Annotated in this window: 23 protein-coding genes; 8 read left to right on the plus strand and 15 right to left on the minus strand. The window is 76.0% G+C overall.

Translation table 11 applies throughout. The annotated features are described in order from the left end of the window. Positions 1-53 precede the first annotated feature (53 nt). Complete coding sequence (locus tag JD78_RS13130; RefSeq protein ID WP_153361766.1) at positions 54-938, minus strand: DUF2510 domain-containing protein; 885 nt, start codon at positions 936-938, stop codon at positions 54-56. 1 nt (position 939) lies between these two features. After that, the gene (locus JD78_RS13135) at positions 940-2,352 is read right to left on the minus strand and encodes a dipeptidase (protein ID WP_153361767.1); all 1,413 of its coding nucleotides are present in this window, start codon (positions 2,350-2,352) and stop codon (positions 940-942) included. Positions 2,353-2,411: 59 nt separating this feature from the next. On the opposite strand from JD78_RS13135, the gene JD78_RS13140 reads away from it, so the two are divergent. Then, positions 2,412-3,296 (plus strand): alpha/beta fold hydrolase, encoded by an 885-nt coding sequence (locus JD78_RS13140; protein ID WP_153361768.1) that lies wholly within the window; start codon positions 2,412-2,414, stop codon positions 3,294-3,296. A gap of 138 nt (positions 3,297-3,434) precedes the next feature. Here the strand turns inward: JD78_RS13140 and JD78_RS13145 are convergent, their stop codons facing one another. The 9 genes from JD78_RS13145 to JD78_RS13185 form a co-directional block, all read right to left on the minus strand. Then, the gene (locus JD78_RS13145; RefSeq protein WP_153361769.1) at positions 3,435-6,740 is read right to left on the minus strand and encodes an ATP-dependent helicase; all 3,306 of its coding nucleotides are present in this window, start codon (positions 6,738-6,740) and stop codon (positions 3,435-3,437) included. After that, the gene (locus JD78_RS13150; protein ID WP_228395335.1) at positions 6,737-9,958 is read right to left on the minus strand and encodes an ATP-dependent helicase; all 3,222 of its coding nucleotides are present in this window, start codon (positions 9,956-9,958) and stop codon (positions 6,737-6,739) included. Before JD78_RS13150 ends, JD78_RS13145 begins: the two co-directional genes overlap by 4 nt. A 39-nt stretch (positions 9,959-9,997) precedes the next feature. Further along, positions 9,998-10,312, minus strand: a complete 315-nt coding sequence (locus JD78_RS13155) for an MGMT family protein (RefSeq protein ID WP_153361770.1) — start codon at positions 10,310-10,312, stop codon at positions 9,998-10,000. A 4-nt stretch (positions 10,313-10,316) separates the two neighbouring features. Further along, positions 10,317-10,949, minus strand: a complete 633-nt coding sequence (locus JD78_RS13160) for a hypothetical protein (RefSeq protein WP_153361771.1) — start codon at positions 10,947-10,949, stop codon at positions 10,317-10,319. A 301-nt stretch (positions 10,950-11,250) separates the two neighbouring features. Beyond that, on the minus strand, positions 11,251-11,838 hold the full coding sequence (locus tag JD78_RS13165) for a TIGR03086 family metal-binding protein (protein WP_153361772.1): 588 nt from the start codon (positions 11,836-11,838) through the stop codon (positions 11,251-11,253). Positions 11,839-11,897: 59 nt separating this feature from the next. Continuing rightward, positions 11,898-13,058, minus strand: coding sequence for an adenylyltransferase/sulfurtransferase MoeZ (moeZ, locus tag JD78_RS13170; protein ID WP_153361773.1), 1,161 nt, complete (start codon positions 13,056-13,058; stop codon positions 11,898-11,900). A gap of 130 nt (positions 13,059-13,188) precedes the next feature. Next, positions 13,189-13,419: a hypothetical protein gene (locus JD78_RS13175; protein ID WP_153361774.1), complete on the minus strand. Its 231-nt coding sequence runs from the start codon at positions 13,417-13,419 to the stop codon at positions 13,189-13,191. Between the two features lie 635 nt (positions 13,420-14,054). Next, complete coding sequence (locus tag JD78_RS13180; protein ID WP_153361775.1) at positions 14,055-15,023, minus strand: DUF3152 domain-containing protein; 969 nt, start codon at positions 15,021-15,023, stop codon at positions 14,055-14,057. Positions 15,024-15,095: 72 nt separating this feature from the next. Continuing rightward, on the minus strand, positions 15,096-16,106 hold the full coding sequence (locus JD78_RS13185; RefSeq protein WP_153361776.1) for an alpha/beta fold hydrolase: 1,011 nt from the start codon (positions 16,104-16,106) through the stop codon (positions 15,096-15,098). A gap of 185 nt (positions 16,107-16,291) precedes the next feature. Between JD78_RS13185 and JD78_RS13190 the strand changes: the two genes are divergently transcribed. Beyond that, positions 16,292-16,858, plus strand: coding sequence for a TetR/AcrR family transcriptional regulator (locus tag JD78_RS13190; protein ID WP_279526875.1), 567 nt, complete (start codon positions 16,292-16,294; stop codon positions 16,856-16,858). A 105-nt stretch (positions 16,859-16,963) separates the two neighbouring features. Beyond that, positions 16,964-17,191: a DUF3107 domain-containing protein gene (locus JD78_RS13195; RefSeq protein ID WP_153361778.1), complete on the plus strand. Its 228-nt coding sequence runs from the start codon at positions 16,964-16,966 to the stop codon at positions 17,189-17,191. A 121-nt stretch (positions 17,192-17,312) separates the two neighbouring features. Here the strand turns inward: JD78_RS13195 and JD78_RS13200 are convergent, their stop codons facing one another. After that, positions 17,313-17,987 (minus strand): ferritin-like fold-containing protein, encoded by a 675-nt coding sequence (locus JD78_RS13200; protein WP_243731043.1) that lies wholly within the window; start codon positions 17,985-17,987, stop codon positions 17,313-17,315. Positions 17,988-18,269: 282 nt separating this feature from the next. Between JD78_RS13200 and JD78_RS13205 the strand changes: the two genes are divergently transcribed. Genes JD78_RS13205 through JD78_RS13220 form a run of 4 tightly spaced genes read left to right on the plus strand, consistent with a single transcriptional unit; the run spans position 18,270 to position 23,168 of the window. Beyond that, on the plus strand, positions 18,270-20,129 hold the full coding sequence (locus JD78_RS13205; protein ID WP_228395337.1) for a DEAD/DEAH box helicase: 1,860 nt from the start codon (positions 18,270-18,272) through the stop codon (positions 20,127-20,129). Beyond that, positions 20,126-21,301 carry an outer membrane protein assembly factor BamB family protein gene (locus JD78_RS22615; protein ID WP_153361779.1) on the plus strand — a complete coding sequence of 392 codons (1,176 nt, stop codon included), beginning with the start codon at positions 20,126-20,128 and terminating at the stop codon, positions 21,299-21,301. Before JD78_RS13205 ends, JD78_RS22615 begins: the two co-directional genes overlap by 4 nt. Positions 21,302-21,345: 44 nt before the next feature. Next, positions 21,346-22,305: an alpha/beta fold hydrolase gene (locus JD78_RS13215; protein ID WP_153361780.1), complete on the plus strand. Its 960-nt coding sequence runs from the start codon at positions 21,346-21,348 to the stop codon at positions 22,303-22,305. Next, positions 22,302-23,168, plus strand: a complete 867-nt coding sequence (locus JD78_RS13220) for an oxygenase MpaB family protein (protein ID WP_153361781.1) — start codon at positions 22,302-22,304, stop codon at positions 23,166-23,168. The genes JD78_RS13215 and JD78_RS13220 overlap by 4 nt, the downstream gene beginning before the upstream one ends. A 30-nt stretch (positions 23,169-23,198) precedes the next feature. On the opposite strand, the gene JD78_RS13225 is transcribed toward JD78_RS13220, so the two are convergent. Both JD78_RS13225 and JD78_RS13230 read right to left on the minus strand, forming a co-directional pair. Next, positions 23,199-23,603 carry a hypothetical protein gene (locus JD78_RS13225; RefSeq protein WP_153361782.1) on the minus strand — a complete coding sequence of 135 codons (405 nt, stop codon included), beginning with the start codon at positions 23,601-23,603 and terminating at the stop codon, positions 23,199-23,201. Positions 23,604-23,621: 18 nt separating this feature from the next. Beyond that, positions 23,622-24,500: a LysR family transcriptional regulator ArgP gene (locus tag JD78_RS13230; protein ID WP_194290533.1), complete on the minus strand. Its 879-nt coding sequence runs from the start codon at positions 24,498-24,500 to the stop codon at positions 23,622-23,624. A gap of 77 nt (positions 24,501-24,577) precedes the next feature. On the opposite strand from JD78_RS13230, the gene JD78_RS13235 reads away from it, so the two are divergent. Then, the gene (locus tag JD78_RS13235) at positions 24,578-25,195 is read left to right on the plus strand and encodes a LysE/ArgO family amino acid transporter (RefSeq protein WP_153361784.1); all 618 of its coding nucleotides are present in this window, start codon (positions 24,578-24,580) and stop codon (positions 25,193-25,195) included. Positions 25,196-25,203: 8 nt separating this feature from the next. On the opposite strand, the gene JD78_RS13240 is transcribed toward JD78_RS13235, so the two are convergent. Continuing rightward, complete coding sequence (locus JD78_RS13240; protein ID WP_228395338.1) at positions 25,204-26,055, minus strand: RecB family exonuclease; 852 nt, start codon at positions 26,053-26,055, stop codon at positions 25,204-25,206. Positions 26,056-26,065 lie beyond the last annotated feature (10 nt).

The following is a 26,065-nucleotide window of genomic DNA, read 5'->3' on the forward strand; positions in this document are numbered from 1 at the left end:
ACGCCGGTCGGGCACGGCTCGTGGCCGCGGTGCGGCCCGCCAGGGTCGCCATGTCACAGCACCTCGACGGACTCCAGGACGCGGTCGACGACGCCGTAGAGCTCGGCGTGGGTGTTGGGCACCGAGACGTACAGCAGCGCCGGGGCCTCCCGGCCGACGTCGATGAGCAGCAGCGCGGCCCGCTCCCCGGTGGCGTCGTAGCCCTCGACGTCCCAGGCGAGGTCGAACTCGTAGACCCAGGCCTGCGCGCCGTCGACGGTGACCGCCTCGTCGCGGCGCACCGTGCGCTCGTTGGGGCCGGGGTAGTGGGCCTGCCGGACGTAGTCGGCGATCGTGGTGGTGGTGGCCTGCAGGCTGTCCGGCCCGCTGTACCCGAACTCGGGCACCAGCGGCCCCGAGGTGCACTGGGCGATGAAGGAGTCGAAGGCGTCGGGCAGCTCCTCCTGCGTGACGAAGTACTGCCCGGCGGTGCTGCTGGTCTCCAGCTGGTCGCCGCGGTCCCACTCGTACCAGCCGTCGCCGAGCCACGGGTAGGAGATGCCCGCGGCCTCGTCGACGACCCGGACGGTGCCCGGCGGGAACGGGGTGCCGGGCTCGATGACGGGCCGCGCGACCGGGGTGCCGGCGTCGTCGCCGCCCGACCGGCCGACCAGCACGCCCACGAGCACCACGAGGGCCACCACCAGCAGTGCGCCGAGCCCGATGAGCAGCGGCCGCCGCGACCGCCGCTCGGGTTCGGCCGGCCCCGCACCCCAGGCCTCCCACGAGGCGTCCGCGCTCGGCCGGGCGGGTCCTTCGAACGACTGACCCACGGCGACGCCGGGGCCGGCCGGGGTGGTGACGTCGGACCAGCCGGCACCGTCCCACCACCGGACGAGCCCCGGCCCGCCGTCCGGGTCGGGGTACCAACCGGGCGGGGCGGCGCCGGGCGCGGTCACGTCAGCGGGCGACGGTCGCGAGCTCGCGCCACAGGTGGGCGGCGGCCTCCGCGCCTCGGTGCAGCTGGGACAGCAGCACCCGCTCGTTGGGCGAGTGGATCCGGTCGGTGGGCAGCCCGGCGCCGAGGAACACCAGCGGCGCATCGAGCTGGTCGACCAGGTCGGCCTCGGGGCCGCTGCCGCCCTCCTTCATGAAGAGGACGTCGTCCGGGGAGCTGTCCCAGGCCTGCGCGATGGAGGACAGCAGCGCGGCCATGTACGGGGAGTCCAGGTCGCTGGCGCAGGGGGCGACGCCACCGGGCGGGGCGTGCACCTCGGCCTCGATGCCCTCGGGGAGGTGCTGGTCGACCCAGGCGCGCACCTGGTCGGCGATCTGCTCCGGCCGCTGGTCGGCGACCAGCCGGAAGGTCAGCTTGGCGTGCGCCTCGGCCGGGATGATCGTCTTGTGGCCGGGGCCGGTGTAGCCGCCCCACATGCCGTTGACCTCCGCCGTCGGCCGGGCACCGATCCGCTCCTGGGTGCTGAAGCCCGCCTCCCCGGTGGTGGTCCGGGAGGCGGCCGGGCCGGCGAGCCAGGCGGCCTCGTCGAAGGGCACCCGACCCATCAGCTCGCGCTCGCGCTCGGACAGCGGGCGCACCGCGTCGTAGAAGCCGGGCAGGGTGACCCGGCCCTGGTCGTCGTGCAGGGCGCTGATCAGCTGGGCGAGAGCGTGCAGCGGGTTGGGGACGGCGCCGCCGAAGGAACCGGAGTGCAGGTCGACCGCCGGGCCGCGCAGGGTGATCTCGGCGTCGGCCAGGCCGCGCATGGAGGTCACCGCGCTGGGCAGGTGCGGGGCGGCCATGCCGGTGTCGCTGACCACGACGACGTCGCAGTCCAGCCGGTCGCGCTTCTCGCGCAACAGGTCGGCGAAGTGCGGCGAGCCGGACTCCTCCTCGCCCTCGATGACCAGCTTGACCGTCACCGCGGGGGTGTTGCGTCCCGTGGCAGCGAGGTGCGCGCGGATGCCGAGCAGGTGGAAGGCGACGTTGCCCTTGTCGTCGATGGCGCCGCGAGCGTGCAGCTCGGGACCGTCGGGGCCCTCGACCCGGGTCGGCTCGAACGGCGGGTGCTCCCACAGCTCCAGCGGGTCGACCGGCTGGACGTCGTGGTGGCCGTAGACGAGCGCGACCGGGGCGCCGGCGTCGGCCGAGGGCCATTCGGCGAAGACCGCCGGGGCACCGGGGGTGTCCCAGATCTCGACGGTCGGGAAGCCGGTGCGGCGCAGCGCCTCGGCCAGCCATCCGGCGCTGGCCCGCACGTCGCCGGCGTGGGCGGGGTCGGCGGAGATCGAGGGGATCCGCAGCCACGCGTCGAGGTCGGCGTGCAGGTCCTCGAGGTGGGCGGTGACGAAGTCGCGTTCGGCGCTGCTGCTCACCGCCGAACGGTAACGCGGGGCGCTGGGCCGCCCGGCGTGGTGGCGGCTACGTTGCGTGCATGCCGGTGGGGATGCTGCAGGTGGACGTGGGTGACCTGACGTTCGACGTCCGGACCGACGGGCCGGAGGACGGGCTGCCCGTGCTGCTGCTGCACGGGTTCCCGGAGACGTCGCTGTCCTGGTCGGCGGTGACGCCGCTGCTGGCCGAGGCGGGGCTGCGCACGTTCGCCCCCGACCAGCTGGGCTACTCCCCCGGCGCGCGGCCGCTGGACGTCGACTCCTACGCCCTGCCCAACCTGGTGCAGGTGACCGCGGACCTGATGACGGCGCTGGACGTGCCGGTGGCGCACGTGGTCGGCCACGACTGGGGCGCGAACGTGGCCTGGGCGCTGGCGGCCTGGCATGCCGACCGGGTGGCGTCGCTGACCGCGGTCTCGGTGCCGCACCCGACGGCGTTCACCCTCGCCTACCGTGCCGACCCGGAGCAGCGGGAGCGGTCGGGTTACATCCGGCTGTTCCGCACGCCGGGCGACGCCGAGGAGGCGCTCCTCGGCGACGGCGCACGACGGCTGCGGCGGCTGCTGGAGGCGCCCGGGGTGCCCGCGGAGGCGATCGACGCCTACGTCGACGTGCTGTCGGCGCCGGGCGCGCTGACGGCGGCGCTGAACTGGTACCGGGCGATGGACGCCACCACCCGGGTCGACCCGGTCGAGGTGCCGACGACCTACGTGTGGAGCGACGGCGACGTGGCGGTCGGCCGCACCGCGGCGGAGGCGTGCGCGGACCAGGTCACCGGTGACTACCGGTTCGTCGAGCTGCCCGGGATCACGCACTGGGTGCCCGAGCAGGCACCCGAGGCGCTGGCCGGGGCGATCATCGAGCGGGTGGCCGGCGGCACCGTCTTCGACCCGGCCCGCGGCCACCACCACGCCCCGCCGAGCTGACTGCCCCGGCGATGTGCGCTGGGTGCCCACTCCCGGCGGCAAATGGGCACCCAGCGCACAGTGCCCGCCGCCGTGCACTGGTTGCTGGTCCGCCAGCCGGAAACGAGCATCCAGCGCACACCGGCGGCGCCGTCGCCGTCAGGCGGTGCCGGTGACCAGCGCGAGCAGGCCGGCCTCGTCGAGCAGGTCGACCGGGCGGAGGGTGACCCCGGCGGCGACGTGGTGGAACCCGGCGCTGACCCGCTCCACCGGCACGCCGGTCAGCCGCGACCAGCCCAGCCGGTAGGCAGCCAGCTGCACGCTCGCGGCGGCCAGCTCCACCGCTCCGGGCACCGGGCCGGTCTTCCAGTCGATGACCTCGAAGCCGCCGTCCGGAGTGGCGTAGACCGCGTCGATCCGCCCGCGCAGCGTCAGCGGCCCCAGCGGCGTCTCGAACGGCGCCTCCACGTCGACCGGCTGCCGGTCGGCCCACTCACTGCCCAGGAACGCCTCCTGCAACGCCGACAGCGCCTCGTCGGGCGCGGCCCCGGCGTCCCCGGAGCCGGGCAGCTCGTCGAGGTCGATCAGCCGGGAGGTGCCGAACCGCTCCTCCAGCCAGGCGTGGAACGCCGTGCCGCGGCGGGCCAGCGGCGCGGGCGCTGCGGGCATCGGACGGCGCAGCCGCCGGGCCAGCTCGGCCGGGTCCCGCCGCAAGGCCACCAGCGCCGACACCGACAGGTGCGCGGGCAGCGGCACCTCGACGGTGCCCCGCCAGGACTCGGCGCGCTCCCGCAGCAGCAGGTCGGCGTCGCGCAGCCAGTCGGCGACCAGCGGGTCGTCGGTGGCCTGCAGAGCCTCGTCGGTGAGCGGGTGCGGACTGCTCGCGGCGACCAGCTCGGCAGCGGCACTCAGCGCCCGGCGCCGGTTCGCCGACAGCGGGTCGGCCGGCCACACGCCGATCGGCCACTCGGCCAGCGCGGGGTTCTCCGCCTCGTCGGCAGGCGGCTCCGCCCAGGCGTCGACGACACCGGCGCCGGCCTCGACGGCGTCCTTGACCGCCTGCAGCAGCACGGAGGGGCCGCAGACGGTCTTGCCGTCGCGCCACCAGCTGCCCGAGCACAGCAGCAGGTGCTTGGCCCGGGTGACCGCCACGTAGCCGAGGCGGATCTCCTCGGCGAGCCCGAAGTCCTTCCACTCGGCGACGTAGTCGGCCAGCGCGTCGCGCACCGACGCCTGGTCACCGGAGCCGGGCACCGGCAGGTGCAGCCGGGGCAGCTCCGCGCGGTCGGTGAGACGCAGGTCGACCGGGACGGCGCCGGGGTCGCGGATCCAGGAGTCCGACGCGTCGCCCTTGGCGGGGAACTGGCCCACGGTCATGCCCGGGACGGCGACGACGTCCCACTCCAGGCCCTTGGCGGAGTGGCCGGTGAGCAGCTGCACCGCCTCCGGGTTGACCGCGACCTCCCCGGGTTCGAGCCCGCGTTCCCGGACCTCGGCGTCGGCGAGGTAGCCGAGGAACGCCGGCAGCGAGGGCAGCTCGGCGAGCTCCGAGAACTGGGCGGCCACCTCGTGCAGCGCGTCCAGGTGGGTGCGCGCCCGGCCGGGGGTGACGTCGGGGTGGCTGGCGAGTTCGGTCTCCAGGCCCAGCACCCGAACCACCTCGTCGACCAGGTCGGGCAGCGACTCCCCCAGCCGCCCGCGCAGCGTGGCCAGCTCGGTGCCGAGCCGCCGCAGCCGGCGGAACCCTTCGGCCGAGTAGGCCTCCGGGCGCCCCAGGTCGTCGAGGGCCTCGATGATGCTGCCGCGCTCGCGGGGCAGCTCCGGGGTCGGGACGGCGGCGCCCTCACCCGGCTCCGTGGCCGCGGCCCGCCGCTCGCGCACCAGTGACCGCGCGCGGCCCTCCAGGGCAGCGAGGTCACGCGGGCCGATCCGCCAGCGGGCGCCGGTGAGCAACCGGCCCAGCGCGTCCCCGGCGGTGGGGTCGACGAGCACCCGCAGCGTGGCGACGACGTCGGAGACCTCCGGCACGTCGAGCAGCCCGCCGAGCCCGACCACCTCGACCGGCAGCCCCCGCTCGCGCAGCGCCGCGGCGATGCCGGGCAGCTGGGCGCGGCGGCGGGCCAGCACCGCCATCGTCGGGCGGCGCCGGTCGGCCGGGCCGTGAGGGGGTCCGTGCCACTCGGCGGCGAGCCGGTCGGCGAGCGCGGCGGTCTCCTCGGCGACGGTCTCGTAGAGCCCGACGTGCACGGCGCCCGGGCCCGCGACCGGGGCTGCGGTGAGGTCGGGCAGCGGCTGCTCGGGCTCGGGCAGCATCCCCGAGACCGCGTTGGCGATGGCGAGCACGGCGCGGTCGTTGCGCCAGCTGGTCGACAGCGTGAGCCGCTCGGCCGGGCGCTCCGGGGTGCCGGGGAACGTGCGGTCGAACCGCTCGATGGTGCCGGCCGAGGCGCCTCGCCAGCCGTAGATCGACTGCCGCGGGTCGCCGACGGCGAGCACCGGGTGCCCGCCCGGGCCGCCGAACAGCGCTTCGAGCATGCGCAGCTGACCGACGCTGGTGTCCTGGTACTCGTCGAGCAGCACCACCCGCCAGCGGGCCCGCTCCCGGCGGCCGACCTCCGGGGAGCTGACCGCCACCCGGGCGGCGTAGGCCACCTGGTCGGCGTAGTCGATCGCGCCCGCGGCCCGCTTGCGCGCCTCGAACGCCTCGACCATCGGCAGCAGCGCGACCCGGGCCCGCTGGCGGGCCAGCAGGGCGAGCACGTCGGCGTAGGGCCCCTTCTTGCGGCCGGCGTCGGCGTAGCCGCGCAGCTGGGCCTCGAACCGGGCGGTCCAGGCGCGCAGCCGCTCCGGGCTGACGTCGTGCTCGCCGAGCTCGGCGGCCAGCTGCAGCACGTCCTCGGTGGTGGTGACCAGCCCCAGGGCCACGTCGGCCATGTCTCCGGTGTGCCCGGCGACGACGGTGGCCGCCTGTCCCCAGCACATCGCCGGGCCGAGCACGCCGGCGCCGGGCTCCACGCCGATCCGCAGACCGTGCTCGGCGACGATCCCGGCCGCGTAACCGTGGTAGGTGGCGACGGTGGGCGCCGCGACGGACAGCCGCTCGCGCAGCGCCGGGTCGGTGTCGGGGTGCTCGGCCAGCGCACCCAGCCGCAGCCGCACCCGGGCGTTCAGCTCGCTGGCGGCCTTGCGGGTGAAGGTGAGCCCGAGCACCGCCTCGGGGGCGACCAGCTGGTTGGCGACCAGCCAGGCGACCCGGGCGGCCATCGTCTCGGTCTTGCCCGACCCGGCGCCGGCGACCACGACCAGCGGCCGGTCGACCGGTGCGGACACGACCCCGGCCTGCTCGTCGGAGGGCGCGTAGCTCAGCCCACACCGGGTGGCGACCTCGGCCGGGGTCAGCAGCTCCGGCAGCGCCGGCTCCCCGATCGGCCCCATCCCCGGCAGGTCGAACGCGAGTTGCGTCATGACGTCACCTGCCGGCCGGACTCCTGCACCGGGCAGCTGCGCCGGAACGCGCAGCGCTCGCAGTCGGTGTCGGTGCGCGCGACGAACGTGCCGGCACCCATGCCCTCGCCCACCTCCGCGATCAGCTCCCCGGCCCACGTCTCGCGCGGGTCGACGTCGGTGGGCAACGGCGACTGCGCGTGCTCCTTGGCGGCCTTCTGCGCGCCACCCACCTGCAGCAGCGCCGCTCCCCCGCTCACCGTGCCGTGCTGCTCGAAGGCGCCCTCGGCGACGGCCACCTGGTAGGCGGCCAGCTGCCCGTGCTCCTCGACGGTGCGCGGCGCGGTCTTGCCGGTCTTCAGGTCGACGACGACCAGCCGGCCGTCGGCGTCGCGCTCCAGCCGGTCGACCTGCCCCCGCAGCCGGGCCCGGCCGACGACGACGTCGAAGTCCTCCTCCGCGGCGACCAGTTCGCGGTCGCCCTTCGCGTGCCAGGCGAGGAACTTGGTCAGCATCTCCTGGGCGCGGTCGCGCTGCCGCTGGTCGAACCAGCCCGGCCCGAGGTCCAGCCCGTCGAGCTCGGCGTCGAGCACCGCCGGGGCCTCGGCCGGGGGCAGGCCCTCGGCCACCCGCTGGGCGACGTCGTGCACCGCCGACCCGACCGTGCGGGTGGCCTCCGGGGCCGCCTCCGCACCGACCGCGCCGAGCACCCACCGCAGCGGGCAGCGCTGGAAGGTGTCGATCGCCGAGGGACGCACCGGGACGACGTCGGCGGGGTCGACCAGGGGCGCGTCGTCCGACAGCGGCGCCAGGCCCCACCAGCCGACCGGGTCGGCGCCGGGCACGCGTTCCTCGGCCAGCCGGCGCAGCACCGCTCCGGCGCTGGACCGGCGCGGCGACGGGGTGTGCGGGTCGGTGAGGTGCCGACGCAGCTCGGCGACCAGCGCCGGGAGGGTGAGCTGGCGGGGCAGCGGGGTGTGCGGCCGGGTGCCGTCGCCGCCGGCCGGTGGCGGGGCGACCAGGTCCAGGAAGCGCGACGCCGCGGCCCCGGCGTCCCCGCCGTCCAGCGCGCCGTCGACGGCGGTGACCAGCAATCGCCGCCGGGCCCGGGTGCAGGCCACGTAGAACAGCCGCCGCTCCTCGGCGAGGGCGAGCGTGCGGCGGTCGAGGTTCTCCGGGTCGGTGCCCCCCGCGGCGTCCACCAGGTCCTCGGCGCCGAGCAGGCTGGCCCGGGTGCGCAGGTCCGGCCACACGCCCTCCTGCACCCCGGCGACGCAGACGACGTCCCACTCCAGGCCCTTGCTGGCGTGCGCGGTGAGCAGCCGGACCGTCTCCCCCGCCGGCGCGCGGGCCGCGCCGCTGTCACCGGGCAGCTGCTGGGCACCCAGGTGGGCCACGAAGGCGGCCACCCCGGCGTGCGGCAGCCGGTCGACGAAGGCCGCGGCGGCGTCGAAGAGGGAGACCACCGCGTCGAGGTCGCGGTCGGCGACCGCGCCGGTCGGCCCGCCCGCCGCGCTCGCCCGGGCCCAGCGGTGACCGAGCCCGCTGGCCTGCCACATCGCCCACAGCACGTCCTCGGCCGAGCCGTCGGTGGCCAGTGCGAACCGGCCGGCCGAGAGCACCCGCGCGACCCGGGCCGCCGGGCGGGCCACGTGCTCGGGCAGCACGTCCAGCAGCGTCGCGTCGGCGAGCACCGCGGCCAGCGGCGCACCCCGCAGGCCACCGTCGTCCGGGCGGTCGACCAGGGCCCGCCGGGCCGCGCGGCGCAGCCGGCGCAGGTCGAGCACGGTCGCCCCGCCCAGCGGCGAGGCGAGCAGGGCCTCCGCGCCCGGCTCGTCGAACCCGGCCTCGCCCGGTTCGCCGCCGGCCGGGGACGGCGCCGGCAGGAGGGCACCGAGAGCGGCCAGGAACGGCTGGACCGCCGGCTGCGCGGCGAGCGCGACGTCGTCGGCGGAGACGGCGACCGGGACCCCGGCCTGGGACAGCGCGCGGCGCACCGGCGCGAGCCCGGTCGCCGCCGAGCGGACCACCACCGCCATCTGCGACCAGGGCACGCCGTCGAGCAGGTGGGCCCGGCGGAGCGTGTCGGCGAGGAACGCCGCCTCGGTGGCCGGGGAGTCGAAGACGTGCACCTGCGCCTCACCCGGTGCAGCCGCGTCACCCGGGGTCAGGCGGCGGTGCTCCCAGGGGCCGGGCAGCCCTTCGGCGACCCGGCGGCTGACCGCGAGCAGCTCGGCCCCCGAGCGACGGCAGACGCCGAGGGACAGCCGGTCGGCGGGGCGGCCGTCCCGGTGCCGGAAGCGGGTGGGGAACTCGACGATGCCGCGCGGTTCGGCGCCGCGGAAGGCGTAGATGGCCTGGTCGGGGTCGCCGACGACGACCAGGTCGCCGCCGCCACCGGACAGCAGCTCGACCAGGTCCACCTGCGCCGGGTCGGTGTCCTGGTACTCGTCGACGAACAGCCAGCGCGCCCGCTCGCGCTCGGTGCGCAGCAGGTCGGGGTCGGCGCGCAGCTCGTCGATCGCGGTGCGCACCAGCTCGGCCGGGTCGTAGCCGCTGGCGCCGCCGCGGGCCGCCGTCGCGAAGGCGGACACCCCGGCGTACTGGTCGGCGAAGCGGGCGGCGGCCACCCAGTGCGGCAGCCCGCGGTCCCGGCCCCAGGCGGCCAGCCGGTCGGGGTCGATGCCGCGTTCGGTGGCCCGCAGCAGCAGCTCGCGCAGCTCCTCCCGGAAGCCGGTGGTCTGCAGGGCCGCGGCGAGCTCGTCGGGCCAGCGCACGCCGTCCTCGGCGACGTCACCGGCGAGGAGCTCGGCGACGACCGCGTCCTGCTCGGCCGCGGTCAGCAGCCGGGGGGCGGGCTCGCCGCGCAGCACGGCGGCCCGGCGCAGCACCCCGAAGGCGTAGGAGTGGAAGGTCCGCGCCACCGGCTCACGGATGGTGCGCCCGACCCGGGCGGTGATCCGGGTGCGCAGCTCACCGGCGGCCTTGCGGCTGAAGGTGAGCACCAGCAGGCGTTCGGGGTCGGCGCCGGCCTCGATGCGGGTGGCGACTGCCTCCACGATCGTCGTCGTCTTCCCGGTGCCGGGGCCGGCCAGCACCAGCAGCGGCCCGCCCGGGTGGTCGACGACCGCCTGCTGGGTCGGGTCGAGCCGCGGGCGGACGACCGGCGCGACCTCGGGCTGCACCAGCCGGTAGACCGGCTCCGCCGTCGACCCGATCGCCCCGCTGTCCCCCCGCACCCCTCGATGAGAACACGACCCACCGACGGTTCCGCGGACTCAGGGCTCCTCGGGCCAGCCGACGGCGGCGAGGTCGACCCGGATGCCGCGCAGCGGCACGCCCTCGGCGGCCAGCAGGGCGAGCTGGCGCACCCGCACCGGCTCGGCCGGGGTGCCGTCGGCGCGCACGACCCGGTGCCAGGGCACCGCCCCGCCGCCGGCCGACAGCGCGCGGGCCACCCGCCGCGGACCGACACCGACCAGCCGGCCGATGGCCCCGTAGGTGCTCACCCGGCCCGGTGGGATGGCCTCCACGGCGTCGAAGACCGCCTCGTCGACGTCGGCGGCCGACCGCTCCTCCCCCGCGGACGCCACCGGCTCAGCCCACGAAGTCGCTGTTCTCGACCCACCACTCGTACAGCGCGACGACGTCGTCCTGGGACTCCCCCGGTGCGCTCACCACGCCCTCGGTGAGGAACTCGTCGTCGGTCCAGTAGACGAACGCGGTGCCGTCGGTCAGCCCGCAGGCGAGCAGCCCGCCGACCGCGTCGCCCCGCACCCACTCGCCGTAGCCGTCCTCGGTGCAGTCGGTCGCAGCACCCCACTCCTCGAGGCCCAGCCCGGTGACGTCGGCGGCGAAGACGTCGTCGAGGGTGTCCACGTCGGGGTAGCGGAGGAAGGTCGCGTCGGTCGGTCCGGGCCGGCTCGACGCCGGCCCGCAGGCGGCCGCGGCGACGTCGCCGTCCCCGATCAGGTCGGCCTCACCGCAGTCGGTGAAGTCGGCGGGCAGCGTGGCGAGGAACTCCTCGATCCCGACGGACGGGGCCGCGGTGAAACCGCCGGTGTCCGGTGCCGTCGACGGGGGCGCCGGCCGGGAGGCGGAGGTCGAGGCGTCGGTCGAGGGGGCAGCCAGTGAGGTGGACGGCTCGTCCCCGTCGCTCCCCAGCCACAGCACCAGGCCGACGGCGAGCCCGGCCAGCAGCGCCACCACGGCGGCGGCGGTGATGACCACCGTGCGCTTCCGGTCCGGCTGCGGTGCCCGGGGGCAGCCCCCTGTCCGGGGGCGCCCCAACCGCCGGACGGCCCGGCCGCCGGGCCCCACGCGCCCCCGCGGGCTGCTGGCCAACCGGTGGGATCCCCCAGCCGGTGCCCGGCTGCGGCCCCCACGGTGACTGCCCGGTGGGCTGCGCGTCGTGGGGCGGTGGCCCCTGGGGTGGCTGGCTCATGGGTGCGGACCTCCGGCTCGGCTGTTCGACGACGGAGCCTAGGTGCGTGACCGGCGCCATCGGGCCCGACAGGCCCGCGACCCACCCTCAGGAGCGACGTCCGAACCGGGCCAGCAGCCGGGTCTGCAGGTCTGCGCCGGGCGGTGGCTCGACGGGCGCGGCGAACAGGCCGGGCTGCCCGTCGTCGCCGAGGTGGGCCTCGGCGTACCGGAACGCGGCGGCGGCGAGCTCCGGGTCGAGGTGGGTGTCCCCGCCGACCGCGCGGGCGAGGTCCCACGCGTGGACGGTGAGGTCCGCGGTCATCTCGGTGAGGTAGACGGCGGCGCTGGCCGGGCCGGCGGACAGCTGCACCGTGCGGTCGAGTGCGGCGGGGTCGGCCCACGCCGCCAGCGCGCCGTCGGCCGCGGTCTCCCAGGCGGTGAGCGGGTCGGTGCCGACCAGCGCGTCGGTGTCGGTGGGGATGCGCGGGGCGACGTCGTCGAGCGGCTCGCCGGCCAGCAGTGGCGGCACCCACAGCTGCTCGCTGGTCAGGTGGGCGACCAGGTCGGCGACGCTCCACTCGGGCAGCGCGGGAGCGTCCCACTCCCCCGGTTCGACGGCGTCGACCCGGTCGGTGAACTGCGCCTGGGCCCGCTGGAAGAGCAGCAGCAGGTCGGCGTGGCTGGACTCGGGCATGCCGCCAGTAGACAGCACGAGGGCCCCGCTCCTGGGTGGAGCGGGGCCCTCGTCGTCCGTCAGTACGTGGGGAGCGTCTTGTCGATCCGCGTGGCCCACGAGGTGACGCCGCCCTGCACGTGGACGGCGTCCTTGAAGCCGGCGTTCTTCACCGCGGCCAGCGCCTCGGCGGAGCGCACCCCGGTCTTGCAGTGCAGCACGATCGGCTTGTCGTTGGGCAGCTGGGACAGCGCCCGGCCGGAGAGGATCTCGTCCTTGGGGATGAGCTTCGCGCCCGGGATCGAGACGATCTCGTACTCGTTGGGCTCGCGGACGTCGATCAGCTCGAAGTCCTTGCCGGCGTCCATCATGTCCTTGAGCTCGTCGACGGTGATCGTCGAGCCGGCCGCGGCCTCCTGCGCCTCCTCGGAGACGACGCCGCAGAAGCTCTCGTAGTCGATGAGGCCGGTGATCGGCTCACCCTCCGGGTCCTTGCGCACCTTGATGGTGCGGAAGGTCATCTCCAGGGCGTCGTAGACCATCAGCCGGCCGAGCAGCGTCTCGCCGATGCCCGTGATCAGCTTGATCGCCTCGGTCGCCTGGATGGCGCCGACGGTGGCGCACAGCACACCGAGCACGCCACCCTCGGCGCAGCTGGGGACCATGCCCGGCGGCGGCGGCACCGGGTACAGGTCGCGGTAGTTGGGCCCGTGCTCGTTCCAGAAGACCGAGACCTGGCCGTCGAACCGGTAGATCGAGCCCCACACGTACGGCTTGTCCAGCAGCACGGCGGCGTCGTTGACCAGGTACCGCGTGGCGAAGTTGTCGGTGCCGTCGACGATCAGGTCGTACTGGCTGAAGATCTCCAGCACGTTCTCGTTGTCCAGCCGCGTCTCGTGCAGCCGGACGTCGACGTAGGGGTTGATCTCCCGGATCGAGTCGGCGGCGCTCTGCGCCTTGGACCGACCGACGTCGGACTGCCCGTGGATGATCTGGCGCTGCAGGTTGGACTCGTCGACGGTGTCGAACTCGACGATGCCCAGGGTCCCGACGCCGGCCGCGGCCAGGTACATCAGCACCGGCGAGCCGAGGCCACCGGCGCCCACGGCGAGCACCTTGGCGTTCTTGAGCCGCTTCTGCCCGTCCATCCCGACGTCGGGGATGATCAGGTGGCGGCTGTAGCGGCGGACCTCGTCGATCGACAGGTCGTCGGCGGGCTCCACCAGGGGTGGCAACTGCACGGGGCGCTCCTCACACGGCTGTGTTCGTCAGGGCTGTCCGGCCGGGCCGGCGTCCTGGACTGCGCAACAGCCTGAAACGGGCCGGTAATCCCGGTCCCGAACCCGATCCCACTGACCGGGACGGCCGCCGTCACCGGTCGTCCTCGAACGGCGGCTTGCTCCACCAGTGGCCGGCCAGTCCGGCGAAGACGACGCCGGGGACCAGGAGGAGTGGTGCCCCGATGGCGACTCCGCCGCCGGCTACCGCGGTCCTGATCACCATCACCACCGCGACCCCGATGAAGGCACTGGCCACGACCGCGTACGCGATCACCCGGAACCGCCGGTCGGCACCCTCGTCCACCTCGCGCTCGCGTGGCACCGCGGCACTCGACCGCACCGGGGTGGCACCGTCGTCCGCGGGGCGTCCCGCCGCTCCGGGACCTCGTCGGGCGGCCGTGACGGACGCCGTCGTCGCGGCGATGGCCATGAGCAGCACGAGGCCCTGACCGACCGGTGACCCGTTCCCGTCGTGGGTCACCGAGAGAACGGCCGTGGCGACCCACAGCACTCCTGCTGTCGCGCCCAGCCACAGGACACGCGGCCTCATGTCACCAGACCCTCGCACAGCTGTCGTCCAGCCACCTGCTCCACAGCAGCGGCAGCCGGAGGCGCCTGGGTACGGACCATGGCTCGGCGCAGCCGGGGGACGGAACCTGACGGCGGGGCGATCCGGAGGATCGCGATGTCACGGAGAACGGCGGCGTCAGCCGCCTCAGCGGAGTCGACGCGGGGCCCGGAGGGTCCCCGGCGGGGCCGCTGGGAACGGCTCAACGCACCAGGGGCACGGCACCTGGCCGCGATGCGATCCGGAGGATCGCGACGTCACGGAGAACGGCGGCGTCAGCCGCCTCAGCGGAGCCGGCGCGGGGCCCGGAAGGTCCCCGGCGGCGCTGCTGGCAGCGGCTCAACGCACCAGGGGCACGGCACCTGGCCGCGATGGCGGCCGGAGGCCGCCTACGGGTAGGGCCAGGCGTTCTTGACGCAGCCCTGCAGCCCGAGCGTCTGCTGCTGCATGACCGGGGCGAGCTGCCCCGGTCCGGGGCAGGGCTGGTGGCCGTTGCCGAGCGCGTGCCCGACCTCGTGGTTGACCACGTACTGCCGGTAGGTGGCGATGTCGCCGCCGTAGTCGGGGACGGCGGTCTCCCACCGGGCCAGGTTGATCACGGCGCGCTCGCCGTACCGGCAGGAGGTGTAGCCACCGGTGCCGACCCCGGGGCAGTAGGTCTCCATGCTCCCCGGGCTGACCAGGCTGACCCGGAAGTCGTAGCCACCGGCGTCGGCCTCGGTCGCCCCGACCCGCTGGAAGGACCGCTGCCCACCGGCGCCCCAGGAGCGCGGGTCGCCGAGGATGCCCTCGACGGCGGCGGCGAACTGTGCGCCGTCCACCCCGATGCCGTCCTCGACCTCGACGACGAAGCGTTCCAGCGGCCCGGTGCCGTAGACCTGCGAGCTGCCGTCGACCACCGAGACGGTGCCCGCTCCCTGCTCGACGTAGGTGGGCGGCGCAGCCGCCGGCGGGGGCTCCGCCACCGGCGCACCCTCACCCTCGGCGGGGGCTTGGTCGACCGGCGCCGGCTCGACGGCGGGCGTGCTCACCGCCGGCGGGGCCGCGACCGGGTCGGCCATCGTCGTCCGGTCGGAGCCGCTGAGCGCGACGTCGGCCAGGGTGATCACGGTGGCCAGGGCGAGCACCGGGATGGCGTAGGCGCGCCAGCCGTACCGGCGGACGAGCCGGCGGAACGGGCCGACGGGCGGCGGCGCCGGACGACGGCCCCGGGGCACCGGGTCGCGGCGGGCGACCAGCGGTCCGGTGCGCGCGCCGGGGCCGGCCGGCGGTGCGCCGCGCGCGGACCGGGGCGCCGGGACGGGAGGCCGCGGCGGCCGCGCCGGGGGGCGACCGGGACGGTCGTCGGGGCTGGCCACGGCGGCCAGGTTCTCACGGATGGCGCGTTGCGCGGCAGAGCCGCCGGGCGACGACCCGGGCGCGTGTCCGGCTCAGGCCTGCGCGGTCGGGGAGTCCTGGCCGACGGCCCGCGCGCGGTCCGCCACGTCCTCGGCGAGGGCGAGCACGGCCCGGGCGGTGGGCTCGGGCGCCTCCATCATCGCCAGGTGGCCGATGCCGGGCTGCACCTGGAGCCGGGCGTCGGGCAGCACCTCGGCGAGGCGGCCGGCGACCGCCGGGTCGACCAGCCGGTCGCGGTCGCCGGTGACCACGAGCGCCGGCATCCGCACCGACCTGGCCATGCGCCAGGCGTTGGCCCGGCCGAACCGCAGGTAGGAGGTGATCAGGCCGCGCAGGCTGCGGGTGAGCGCCTGCCCGGCCCACGGCTGCTCGTCGCGTTCGCGCATCTCCTCGACCACCTGCTCCAGGCGTTCGGGCGGGACGCGGCTGGGGTCTCCGAAGCAGGTCTGCACCAGCCCGCGCACCCGCTCCTCCGGGCTGATCCCGGACAGCCGCCGCTCGGCCAGGGACGGCACACCCGGCAGCAGCACGAGGGTGATCGCGCGGTCGAGCGCATCGGGCACCCGGTAGACCGGCATGGCCGCGGAGATCAGCGTCAGGGTCGCGACCAGGTCCGGACGACGGGTGGCCACCCACACGCTGACCAGCCCGCCGAGGGAGTTGCCGACCAGGTGCACCGGCTGCCCCTGGCCCGGACCGGGGCGGGCCGTGACCCACTCCAGCACGTCGATGACGGCCTGCGCGTGCCGCTCGATCGAGTAGCGCCGCGGCGGCCCGGACCGGCCGAACCCGGGCAGGTCCAGGGCGTGCCCCTCGAAGCGGACGGCGAGCAGCGCGGCCAGGTCCGTCCAGTTGGTCGAGGCCCCACCCAGACCGTGCACGTACAGCGCCCGCTCCCGGGGCGCATCGTCGGCCGGTCCCCGCCAGGGGGTGGAGCGGACGAAGACCTCGCCGCCGGTGACCGGAACCATCTCCCCGGACCACGGCGGGAGCAGCCGGGCGAGCCGGGGCAGCGGACTCTCGGACAGCCGTGCGTCGGTCACCCGATCGACGGTAGAACACCGGGGCGACGGCGCGGCGTGGGTCGCCCGACCGTGGGCCGGTACGGCGTCGTCCGCACTACCCGCCGGTAAGCTCGCCGGGCCATGCAGCCCAGCCTCCCCGCCCCCGCGCCCCGGCCGGCCGCCGGACCGCCCGCCTGCCGCGCAGCGCCCGCCGGCTGCAGCTGCTGCGCGCCGCCCAGGACGTCTTCGTCGCCCAGGGTTTCCACGCCGCCGCGATGGACGACATCGCCGACCGCGCCGGCGTCAGCAAGCCGGTGCTCTACCAGCACTTCCCCGGCAAGCGCGAGCTCTACCTGGCGCTGCTGGAGCAGCAGGTCGACGTGCTCACCGACCGGGTCCGGGAGGCGCTGGCCACCACCGAGGACAACCGGATGCGGGTGGACGGCGTGGTGGGCGCCTACTTCGGCTTCATCGACACCGAGGGCGAGGCGTTCCGGCTCGTCTTCGAGTCCGACCTGCGCAACGACCCCGACGTCCGGCGCGTCGTCGACCGGAGCGCGCAGCTGTGCATCGACGCCGTCGCCGAGGTCATCGCCGACGACACCGGGGTCGACCGCGAGCGGGCCCTGCTGCTGGCCTCGGGACTCATCGGGTCGGCCGAGAGCAGCGCCCGCTGGTGGCTGGCCGGCAAGGGTTCGCTGTCCCGGGAGGAGTCGGTCTCGCTGATCTCGCGGCTGATGTGGCGCGGCATCTCCGGCTTCCCCCGCCGCGACGACGGCGACGGGCAGTGACGTCGGGCACCGTCGTTCGCTGACGGCGCATCCGCCGGACCGGCTGGCCCACGGCGGCTGCACTAGCGTGGTCGGCAGCAGCCAGACCTGAGGAGGCATCTCCACGTGGAAGTCAAGATCGGTGTCCAACACTCCCCCCGCGAGCTGGTCATCGACAGCCCGAAGACCCCCGACGAGATCGCGACGGAGGTCTCGAAGGCCATGGCGGCCGACGACGGTCTGCTGACGCTGGTCGACGAGCGCGGTCGCCGCGTCGTCGTCCCGACGTCCAAGATCGCCTACGTCGAGATCGCCGAGGCCGACCAGCGCCGGGTGGGCTTCATCGCCGGCTGACGAAGGACCCCGGTGCCCCCCACGACTCGCTGTCGCGCGTCGCGGGCCCCTGCACCGGAGCCGTTCCATCAGCTCCCCAGGGGGCGTCACCGCAGCCGCGGTGGCGCCCCCTCGGCGTCGGTCAGGGGTTGAGTCCCAGCGCCTTCATGCGCACCCCGTGTGCAGCCGTGAGCCGCTGCAGCAGCTTGCCCACCCCGGCCAGGTCGCCGGTGCCGGTCATCATCAGGTCGGCGAGGTCGTCGTGCTCGGCGATCACCGCCTGCGACTGGGTGAGCGCCTCACCCACCAGCCGGCGGGCCCACAGGGCCAGCCGCCCGGCCTGAGTGGGGTCGGCCGCGATGGCCGCCCGCACCTCCCGGACGGCGAAGTCGGCGTGCCCGGTGTCGGCGAGCACCTCCTCGACCAGCCCGCGGTCGGGCTGCGGCAGGAACGTGGCGACCTCCCGGTAGAAGTCGGTGGCCAGCCCGTCGCCGACGTGCGCCTTGACCAGTCCCTCCAGCCAGCTGCCGGCCCGCGTCTGGTCGTGGAAGCCGTCCAGCGCCGCGACGAACGGGGCCATCGCGTCGGCCGGGTCGACGCCCAGCTCGACCAGCCGGGCGGAGAGCCGGTCGTGGTGGGCGATCTCCGCGGCCGCCATCCGGGCCAGCGCCGCGCGGCCGGCGAGGGTCGGCGCCATCCGGGCGTCCTCGGCCAGCCGGTCGAAGGCGGTCAGCTCCGCGTAGGAGAGCACGCCGAGCAGCTCCACCACCGCCCGCCGCTGCACCTCGACGTCCAGCACGCGCACCTCGGCACCCACTCCGCGCCGCCTCCCGTCGCCGTCCGCCTGCCCCCGCCGGGTGGTCCCGACGGTGTCGCAACGGCGCACCGGCAGGTTAACGGGCTGCCGCAGGTTAGGATGGAATGCGCGGACCGCCAGGTCCGTTCCGCACAGAGCACGACCGCAATGCAATTCCGTGTGCGCTGATGACCGCTGGATGACGCTCCTCGCGGAGCTCTCCCGGGCAGTCTGCACTCGACGCCCGGTCGAACTGGCCACGTCGGCGCTGGATCACCAATCCCGGAACCGACCGGGACCGACGTGCGTCGCCGGCGGCGCCCCGAGACGGGGCCGCACCACGACGCCGAGGTCCCCCACCAGACCGAGGCGAGAGAACTGACCTCCACCGAGAACACCCCCACCGCCAGCACCGACCCCACCGCTCCGGAGCTGGAGCACGCCGAGTCCGGCGCGCCCGCCCCCGAGGAGCTCGAGCAGCAGGTCGAGGAGCTGGGCGGCGCTCCCGTCGCCAGCGACAGCCCGCTGTTCAGCGACTTCGACGTCCACCCCGACATCGTCGCCGCGCTCGCCGAGGTCGGCATCACCCGCACCTTCGCCATCCAGGAGCTGACGCTCCCGCTGGCCCTGGCCGGCAACGACCTCATCGGGCAGGCCCGCACCGGCACCGGCAAGACGCTGGGCTTCGGCGTCCCGCTGCTGCAGCGGGTCACCCCGCCGGCCGAGGGCGCCGACGGCGTCCCGCAGGCCCTGGTCGTCGTCCCCACCCGCGAGCTGTGCGTCCAGGTCTCCCGTGACCTGGCCGCTGCGGGCGCCAAGCGCGGCGTCCGGGTGCAGGCCATCTACGGCGGCCGCGCCTTCGAGCCGCAGGTCGCCGCGCTGCAGGCCGGCGTCGAGGTCGTCGTCGGCACCCCCGGCCGGCTGCTGGACCTGGCACAGCAGGGCCACCTGATCCTGGGCAAGGTCCGCGGCCTGGTCCTCGACGAGGCCGACGAGATGCTCGACCTGGGCTTCCTGCCCGACATCGAGCGCATCCTGGCGATGGTCCCGGAGAAGCGGCAGACGATGCTGTTCTCCGCGACGATGCCCGGCCCGATCGTCACCCTGTCGCGGTCGTTCATGACCCAGCCCACGCACATCCGGGCGCACGGCAACGACGAGGGCTCGACGGTCCCGCAGACCACCCAGTTCATCTACCGGGCGCACAACCTGGACAAGCCCGAGCTGCTGTCCCGGGTGCTGCAGTCCCGCGACCGCGGCCTGGTGATGGTCTTCTGCCGCACCAAGCGGACCGCGCAGAAGGTCGCCGACGAGCTGGTCGACCGCGGGTTCGCCGCGGCCGCGGTGCACGGTGACCTCGGCCAGGGCGCCCGCGAGCAGGCGCTGCGGGCCTTCCGCGCCGGCAAGGTCGACGTGCTGGTCGCCACCGATGTCGCCGCCCGCGGCATCGACGTCACCGGCGTGAGCCACGTCGTCAACTACCAGTGCCCCGAGGACGAGAAGACCTACGTGCACCGGATCGGCCGCACCGGCCGTGCGGGGAGCACCGGCGTCGCCGTCACCCTGGTCGACTGGGACGACATCCCGCGCTGGCAGCTGATCAACAAGGCACTGGACCTCGACTTCGCCGACCCGCCGGAGACGTACTCCACGTCGCCGTGGGTCTACACCGACCTCGACGTGCCGACGACGGCCACCGGCCGGCTCCCCCGCTCCCAGCGCACCCGCGAGGGCCTGGGCGCCGAGACCCTCGAGGACCTCGGCGAGACGGGCAAGCGCCAGCGCACCGGTGCCGGTTCCGGCACCGGCACCGGGCGCGGCTCCAGCGGCAACCACTCCGGCCCCGGTCGTGAGGACGCCGAGCCGACCGCCGGCCCCAGCAAGAGCCGCCCGCGCCGGCGCACCCGGGGCAGCGGCGCGGCGGCCGCCGGCGCGGCAGCCGCACTCGGCACCGACGGGCCGGCCGCGGCCGAGGCCGGCGGCAGCGAGGGCGGCGGCAGCGAGGGCGCGGCCACCGCGACCGCATCGACCGCCGGTGACGGCGGCGCGCCCAAGCGCCGGCGTCGTCGCCGTGGTGGCGCGGGGCGCAGCGGGTCGGGGCGCAGCGGTGGCGGCGCGGCCGACACCGGCTCGGCCGGCGGCAGCGAGCCCGCCGCCGGATGACCGCACGCGGCCGTCGTCTCCGTCCTCGCCCGCCGCTGCGGGTGTGGGTGTGGACGGCGGCCGCCCTCGTGGTGGCCGCCGTCGCCGTGTCGCTGTGGCTGACCTCCGACGTCGCGGCGACCTCCTCGACGACCGCTCCTCCCGCCTCCGTCGCCGACGAGGCGCCGGCCGGGGCGCTGACCGCGGCCTGGTCGGCACCGACCGACGGTGACCTGCGCGGCCGGGTGGTGGAGAGCGGACGGGTCCTGGTCACCGACGAGCACGGCGTCGCCATGGTCGACCCGGCCACCGGCGAGGAGGCCTGGCACTACCGGCGGTCCAACGCCCGGCTGTGCGACGCCACCGCCGTCGACGGTCTCGTGATCGTCGCCTTCCGCACCACCGGCCGGTGCAACGAGCTCACCGGGCTGACCGCGGCGACCGGGGAGCGCGCCTGGTACCGCAACGTGCGCTTCCGCACCGACGTCGACCTGACCAGCACCGAGCAGGTGCTCCTGGCCAGCAGCCCCACGGGGATCGTCACCATCGACCCCACCGGCGACAACACCCGCTGGCGGGTCTCCCCCGCCGACGGGTGCCGGTTCGTCGACGCCGCCGCCGGGAGCACCGGCGTCGCCGTGCTCCAGCGCTGCGGTGCGGGCGCTCCGCTGCAGGTGCTGCTCTACGACGGCATGGCCGGGGACCTCACCTGGACCCGCGAGCTGGACACCGGGACGGCGACCGCGCGCCTGACCGGCGCCGACCGGCTGGTCGGCGTCGTGGTCGGGGACACGGTGACCGTGCTCGCCCCGGCCGACGGCGCCACGCTGCGGACGATCGAGCTCCCCTCCCTGCCCGCGGGCGCCGACGCGCGTGCCGAGCCGCTGCTGCAGGCCGGCGTCGAGGACGTCGCCCTGCTGTGGGCCCGCGGCACGGTCGTCGCCCTGGACCAGGCGACCGGCGCCACCCGCTGGAGCGGGCCGGCGCTGGGGCTGCCCGCGGCGGTGGGCAGCGCCCCGGTCGGCGAGGTGCTGGTGCCCGAGGACGGCGCGTTCGTCCGCCGTTCCCTGGCCGACGGCGCCGAGCTGGAGCGGTCGACGGTGACGGGCGAGCTGCCCACGGGCGGCCGCGCCACCGTCGTGGGGCCGACCGTCGTCCTCGCCACCCCGGGTGAGGTCCGCGCCTTCCGCTGAGCCGGTTCCGCCACCTGTCGGCGGTGCGGTGCACACTCGGGGTCATGGTCCTGCCAGGTGGCTCCGAGCACGTCGCTCCCCACGACCTCCGCCAGCTCGCCGTGCACGACGCCCGCCCGATCGCCTTCCGCGGTGGCGCCGGCCCGATCGCCGGGCTGGACACCGGCGCCGACCGGGACGCCCGCGCCACCGTGCTGCTGGTGGCCGGCTACACCGGCAGCAAGGAGGACTTCGCACCGCTGCTGACGCCGCTGGCCGACGCCGGCCTGCGCACGGTCGCGATCGACCAGCGCGGGCAGTACGAGTCCCCCGGCCCCGACGACCCGGCGGCCTACGCCGTGCCCGAGCTCGCCGCCGACGTCGTCGCCGTGGCCCGCCAGCTGCAGGAGCGCGACGGCCGCCCGGTGCACCTGCTGGGGCACAGCTTCGGCGGCATCGTGGCCCGCGCCGCCGTGCTCGCCGACCCGGCGCTGTTCGCCTCGCTGACGCTGCTCGGCAGCGGCCCGGCCGCGCTGACCGGTCCGCGCGCGGAGCTGCTGGACCACCTCGCCCCGCTGCTGGACGCCGGTGGCGTGCAGCTGGTCAGCGACACGCTGGAGCAGCTGGCGATGACCGACCCGCGGGCGCAGGCGGTCCCCGCCCCGACGCGTGAGTTCCTCACCCGCCGGTTCCTGTCCAACAGCGCCGCCGGGCTGCGCGGCATGGCCGACGCGATGCTCGGCGAGCCCGATCGGGTGGCCGAGCTGGCCGCCACCGGGGTGCCGGTCCTGGTCGCGCACGGCATCGCCGACGACGCGTGGCGCCCGGCGGCACAGGCGGAGATGGCCGCGCGGCTGGGCGCCCGGCACGAGGTCATCCCGCAGGCGGTGCACTCCCCCGCCATCGAGAACCCGGCCCGCACGCTCGCCGTGCTGCTGGACTTCCTGGCCGACCCGGCCGCCTCCACCGCCGCCGCCCGCTCGGCCGACGTGCCCGCGACCGGCGACCACGAGGCGGCGCGATGAGGCCGACGCCGTCCCTGCGCGAGTTCACCGCGGAGGAGGACAGGCTCGGGTTCTTCGGCCCGGACAGCATCAGCTGGCGGATCCACGCCGACCCCGCGTTCTCCGTGGGCGGCATCCGGGCGCTGCTGCTCCAGGCGCTGCACCCGGTGGCGATGGACGGCGTCCACCAGTTCTCCGAGGCGTTCGGCAGCGAGCCGTGGGCCCGGCTGACCCGGACCGCGGAGTACGTCGCCACCCTGACGTTCGGCACCCGCCGGGACGCGCTGCGCGCCGTGCGCCGGGTCCGCGGCATGCACCGCGGCAAGTCGTCGGTGGAGGAGACCACCGGGCGCGCCTACTCCGTCGACGACGCCGACCTGCTGCTGTGGGTGCACTGCTGCGAGGTCGACTCGCTGCTGTCCACCGCCCGGCGCGCCGGGGTACCGCTGACCGACGCCGAGGCCGATCGCTACGTCGCCGAGCAGGTGGTGGCGGCCGTGCTGATCGGCTGCGAGCCCGACGACGTCCCGGCCACCGCCGCGGAGCTGGCCGCCTACCTGGACCGCACGCGGCCCCGGCTGGCGGTCACCCCCGCCGCGCGCACCGCCTCCCGGTTCGTCCTCCTGCCACCGATGCCCGGCTGGGTGCAGCTGTTCACCCCGGCCCGCCCGGCGTGGAGCACCCTGGCCAGCCTGGGTGCCGCGACGCTCCCGCAGTGGGCCCGCCGGCTCTACGGCCTGCCCGGCTTCGGGCTCACCGACGCCGCGGCGACCGCCGCGGTGCGTGCCTTCCGCCAGACGGCGCTGGCGGTGCCGGCCCGGGTGCGTGAGTCGCCGATCGTGCGCGCTGCTCGCGAGCGGGTCGCCGAGCCGCTCGCTGCCTGACCGATCCCGGGTCGCCGGGGCTCCGGCTGCTCAGCGAGCGGCGAGGGTCCTGCGCCACGGGGTCAGCGCGGCGGCGACGAACTCCACGATGACTGCCGGGAGCAGCACCAGCCCGCCGCCGAGGCCCCACACGACTGCCCAGGCCAGCACGGCCGTGGCCGCAGCCGTCGAGGCGAGGCGCACCCAGCGGGACCGGGCGAGGAGCACGGGAACCAGGAGCACCACCACCGGCAGCCCGAGCGCCGCGTACACGAACGGGGTGGCGTCGAGCCAGGTGTCCCGGATCAGCACGGCGCCGCCCAGCGCCGCGAGGAGCGGCGCCACCCAGCGAAGCACGTCCGCCGTCCGGCCGTCGGAGCGGCGCGCGGCTGGCACCGCGGCGACTCCCGCGGCGAGCACCACCGTGACGACGACCACCGCGATCAGCGCGAGCATCCCCGGAGTCTGCCGCAGTCAGGCCGCGACGGTCTGGTCCAGCGCGCGGCGCGCGGCGGTCAGCACGGCATCGGCCACCCGGTCCAGCGCCGGGGAGCGCAGCTTCCACTGCTGCCAGTGCAGGAGCACCTCGACCGCGCCGGCGTCGTCCAGGGCGACCAGCTCGCCCGGCGGCTCCTGCTGCCGCGGGACCATGCCCCAGCCGAAGCCCAGCCGCACGGCCTCGACGTAGTCGGTGGACGACGGGACGAAGTGCGCCGGGACGTCGTCCGGGTCCACGCCACGGGACCGCAGGTAGCGGTGCTGCAGGTCGTCCCGGCGGTCGAAGACGACGACCGGCGCCCGCGCCAGCGCGGCCGCGCTCACGCCGTCCGGGAACCAGCGGGCGACGACGGGGGCGGTCGCCATCGGCCGGTAGCGCATCGCCCCGAGCCGGGTGACCGTGCAGCCGGGAACCGGGTCGGCGTCGGCGGTGACGGCGGCCGTGACCGACCCGTCGCGCAGCAGCGCGCTGGTGTGCTCCTGGTCCTCCCGGCGCAGATCGAAGGCGACCTCCCCGGCCAGCGGGGCCAGCGCGGGCAGCACCCAGGTGGCCAGCGAGTCGGCATTGACCGCGATCGACAGGACCAGCGGGCCGCGATCGGCACCCAGCTCGCGGGCGGTCTCGGCGGCGAGCAGCCCCACCTGGCGGGCCAGGCGCAGCACCGCCTCGCCGGACGGCGTCACCCGCACCGGCCGGCTGCGCACCAGCAGCACCCGGCCGGTCGCCGTCTCCAGGGCCTTGAGCCGCTGGCTGACCGCGCTCGGCGTGACGTGCAGGACGCGGGCGGCCGCGTCCAGGCTGCCGGCCGCGACCGTCGCCTCGAGAGCCCGTAGCTGGCCCAGGTCGAGATCCACCCGATCATTAGAGCAACTGTCGCTCCCGTAGAGACGTGAGCGGAACTGCATCCATCGGCCGCCTAGCGTCTCCGGACGTGCCCACCGCCGCCCTCGCCGCCGCCTCCGGGCTCGGACTCGGCCTGTCCCTGATCATCGCGATCGGCGCGCAGAACGCCTTCGTGCTGCGCCAGGGGCTGCGCGCCGAGCACGTCGCGGCGGTGGTCGCCGTCTGCCTGCTGTCCGACGTCGTGCTGATCGCGGCCGGCACCGCGGGCGCCGGGGCGCTGGTGACCCGGGTGCCGGAGCTGCTGACCGTCGTGTGCCTCGCGGGCGCGGCCTTCCTGCTCGGGTACGGGCTGCTGGCCGCTCGCCGGGCACTCCGCCCGGCCGTGCTGCTGCCCGCCGACGGCGGCGCCCGCGGGTCGCTGGCCGCCGCCGTCACCACCTGCCTGGCGCTGACCTGGCTCAACCCACACGTCTACCTGGACACCGTGGTGCTGCTCGGCTCGCTGGCCAGCACCTGGTCCGAGCAGCGCTGGTGGTTCGCCGCCGGCGCGGCGCTGGGCTCGGTGGTCTGGTTCACCGGCCTGGGCTACGGGGCGCGCCTGCTGCGCCCGCTGTTCGCCCGGCCGGCCGCCTGGCGGGTGCTCGACGGCCTGATCGCCGTGGTCATGGTGGCGCTGGCGGTCTCGCTGGTGGCCCGCGGTCTGTGATCCGCCGGTCAGTCGGCCGCCGGCTCCTCGGGGAGGAAGCTCCACGACTCGCGCGCGGGGACGGCGGCCCGGCCGACCGGACAGCTGGGCCGGAAGTCGCACCAGCTGCACTGCCGCCCGGTGACCGCCGGGAACGCCTCGTCGGGGCTCTGCCCGGCCTCGACCGCCTCGGTGGCCGTCGCGATGTCGGCCGCGATGTCCTCGGCGCGGCGCACGTGGTTGGCCAGCGAGCGATCGGTGTGCTCGAAGGCGGCGACCGTGCCGCTGGGCAGGTGGTGCAGCTCGACCCGGCTGCACGGCCGGCGCAGCGTGCGACGCACGCCGAGCACGTAGGCGGCCAGCGCCGGGGAGCCGCGGGCCTCGTCCTCCGTGCTGGGCACCCGCCCGGTCTTGTAGTCGACGACGACCAGCTCGTCGCCGCGCCGGTCGATCCGGTCGACGCGGCCGGACAGCGCCAGCGCGGGGGTCGTCGTCCCCACCGTGCGCTCGGTGCCGGCCGGTTCGTCGGCCGGGTCGAGCCCGGCGACGTAGTCGGTCAGCCAGGTCGCGGCCTTGGCGCGCCAGCGGTGCGACTGCTCGTCGTCGCGGAAGCCGGTGGGCGACCAGGCGCCGTACAGCAGCTGGCGGACCGCGGCGGTGGTCCGCTTCTCGATCGGCAGCTCCCACCAGCTCCGCAGCGCCGCGTGCACCGCCGAGCCGACGGTGTTGTGCGCCCACGGCGGGCCCTTGGGCGGGCTGGGCCGCTCGACGTAGGCGAACCGGTAGCGGCGCGGGCAGTCGGCGAAGGTGGCGAGCTTGCTCGGCGTGCAGGCGAACAGCCGCTTGGGCATGCCCGGCATCTCCATCTGCACGACGGTCACGCTATCCCGC

The organism is Modestobacter roseus, from assembly GCF_007994135.1.
Lineage (GTDB): Bacteria > Actinomycetota > Actinomycetes > Mycobacteriales > Geodermatophilaceae > Modestobacter > Modestobacter roseus.

Bases quoted from the DNA above. Each gene is read 5' to 3' on its own strand.
- JD78_RS13225 (WP_153361782.1), bottom strand. From the start codon at position 23,603: ATGCTCGCGCTGATCGCGGTGGTCGTCGTCACGGTGGTGCTCGCCGCG.
- JD78_RS13145 (WP_153361769.1), bottom strand. From the start codon at position 6,740: ATGACGCAACTCGCGTTCGACCTGCCGGGGATGGGGCCGATCGGGGAG.
- JD78_RS13165 (WP_153361772.1), bottom strand. From the start codon at position 11,838: ATGCCCGAGTCCAGCCACGCCGACCTGCTGCTGCTCTTCCAGCGGGCC.
- JD78_RS13220 (WP_153361781.1), top strand. From the start codon at position 22,302: ATGAGGCCGACGCCGTCCCTGCGCGAGTTCACCGCGGAGGAGGACAGG.
- JD78_RS13215 (WP_153361780.1), top strand. From the start codon at position 21,346: ATGGTCCTGCCAGGTGGCTCCGAGCACGTCGCTCCCCACGACCTCCGC.
- JD78_RS13140 (WP_153361768.1), top strand. From the start codon at position 2,412: ATGCCGGTGGGGATGCTGCAGGTGGACGTGGGTGACCTGACGTTCGAC.
- JD78_RS22615 (WP_153361779.1), top strand. From the start codon at position 20,126: ATGACCGCACGCGGCCGTCGTCTCCGTCCTCGCCCGCCGCTGCGGGTG.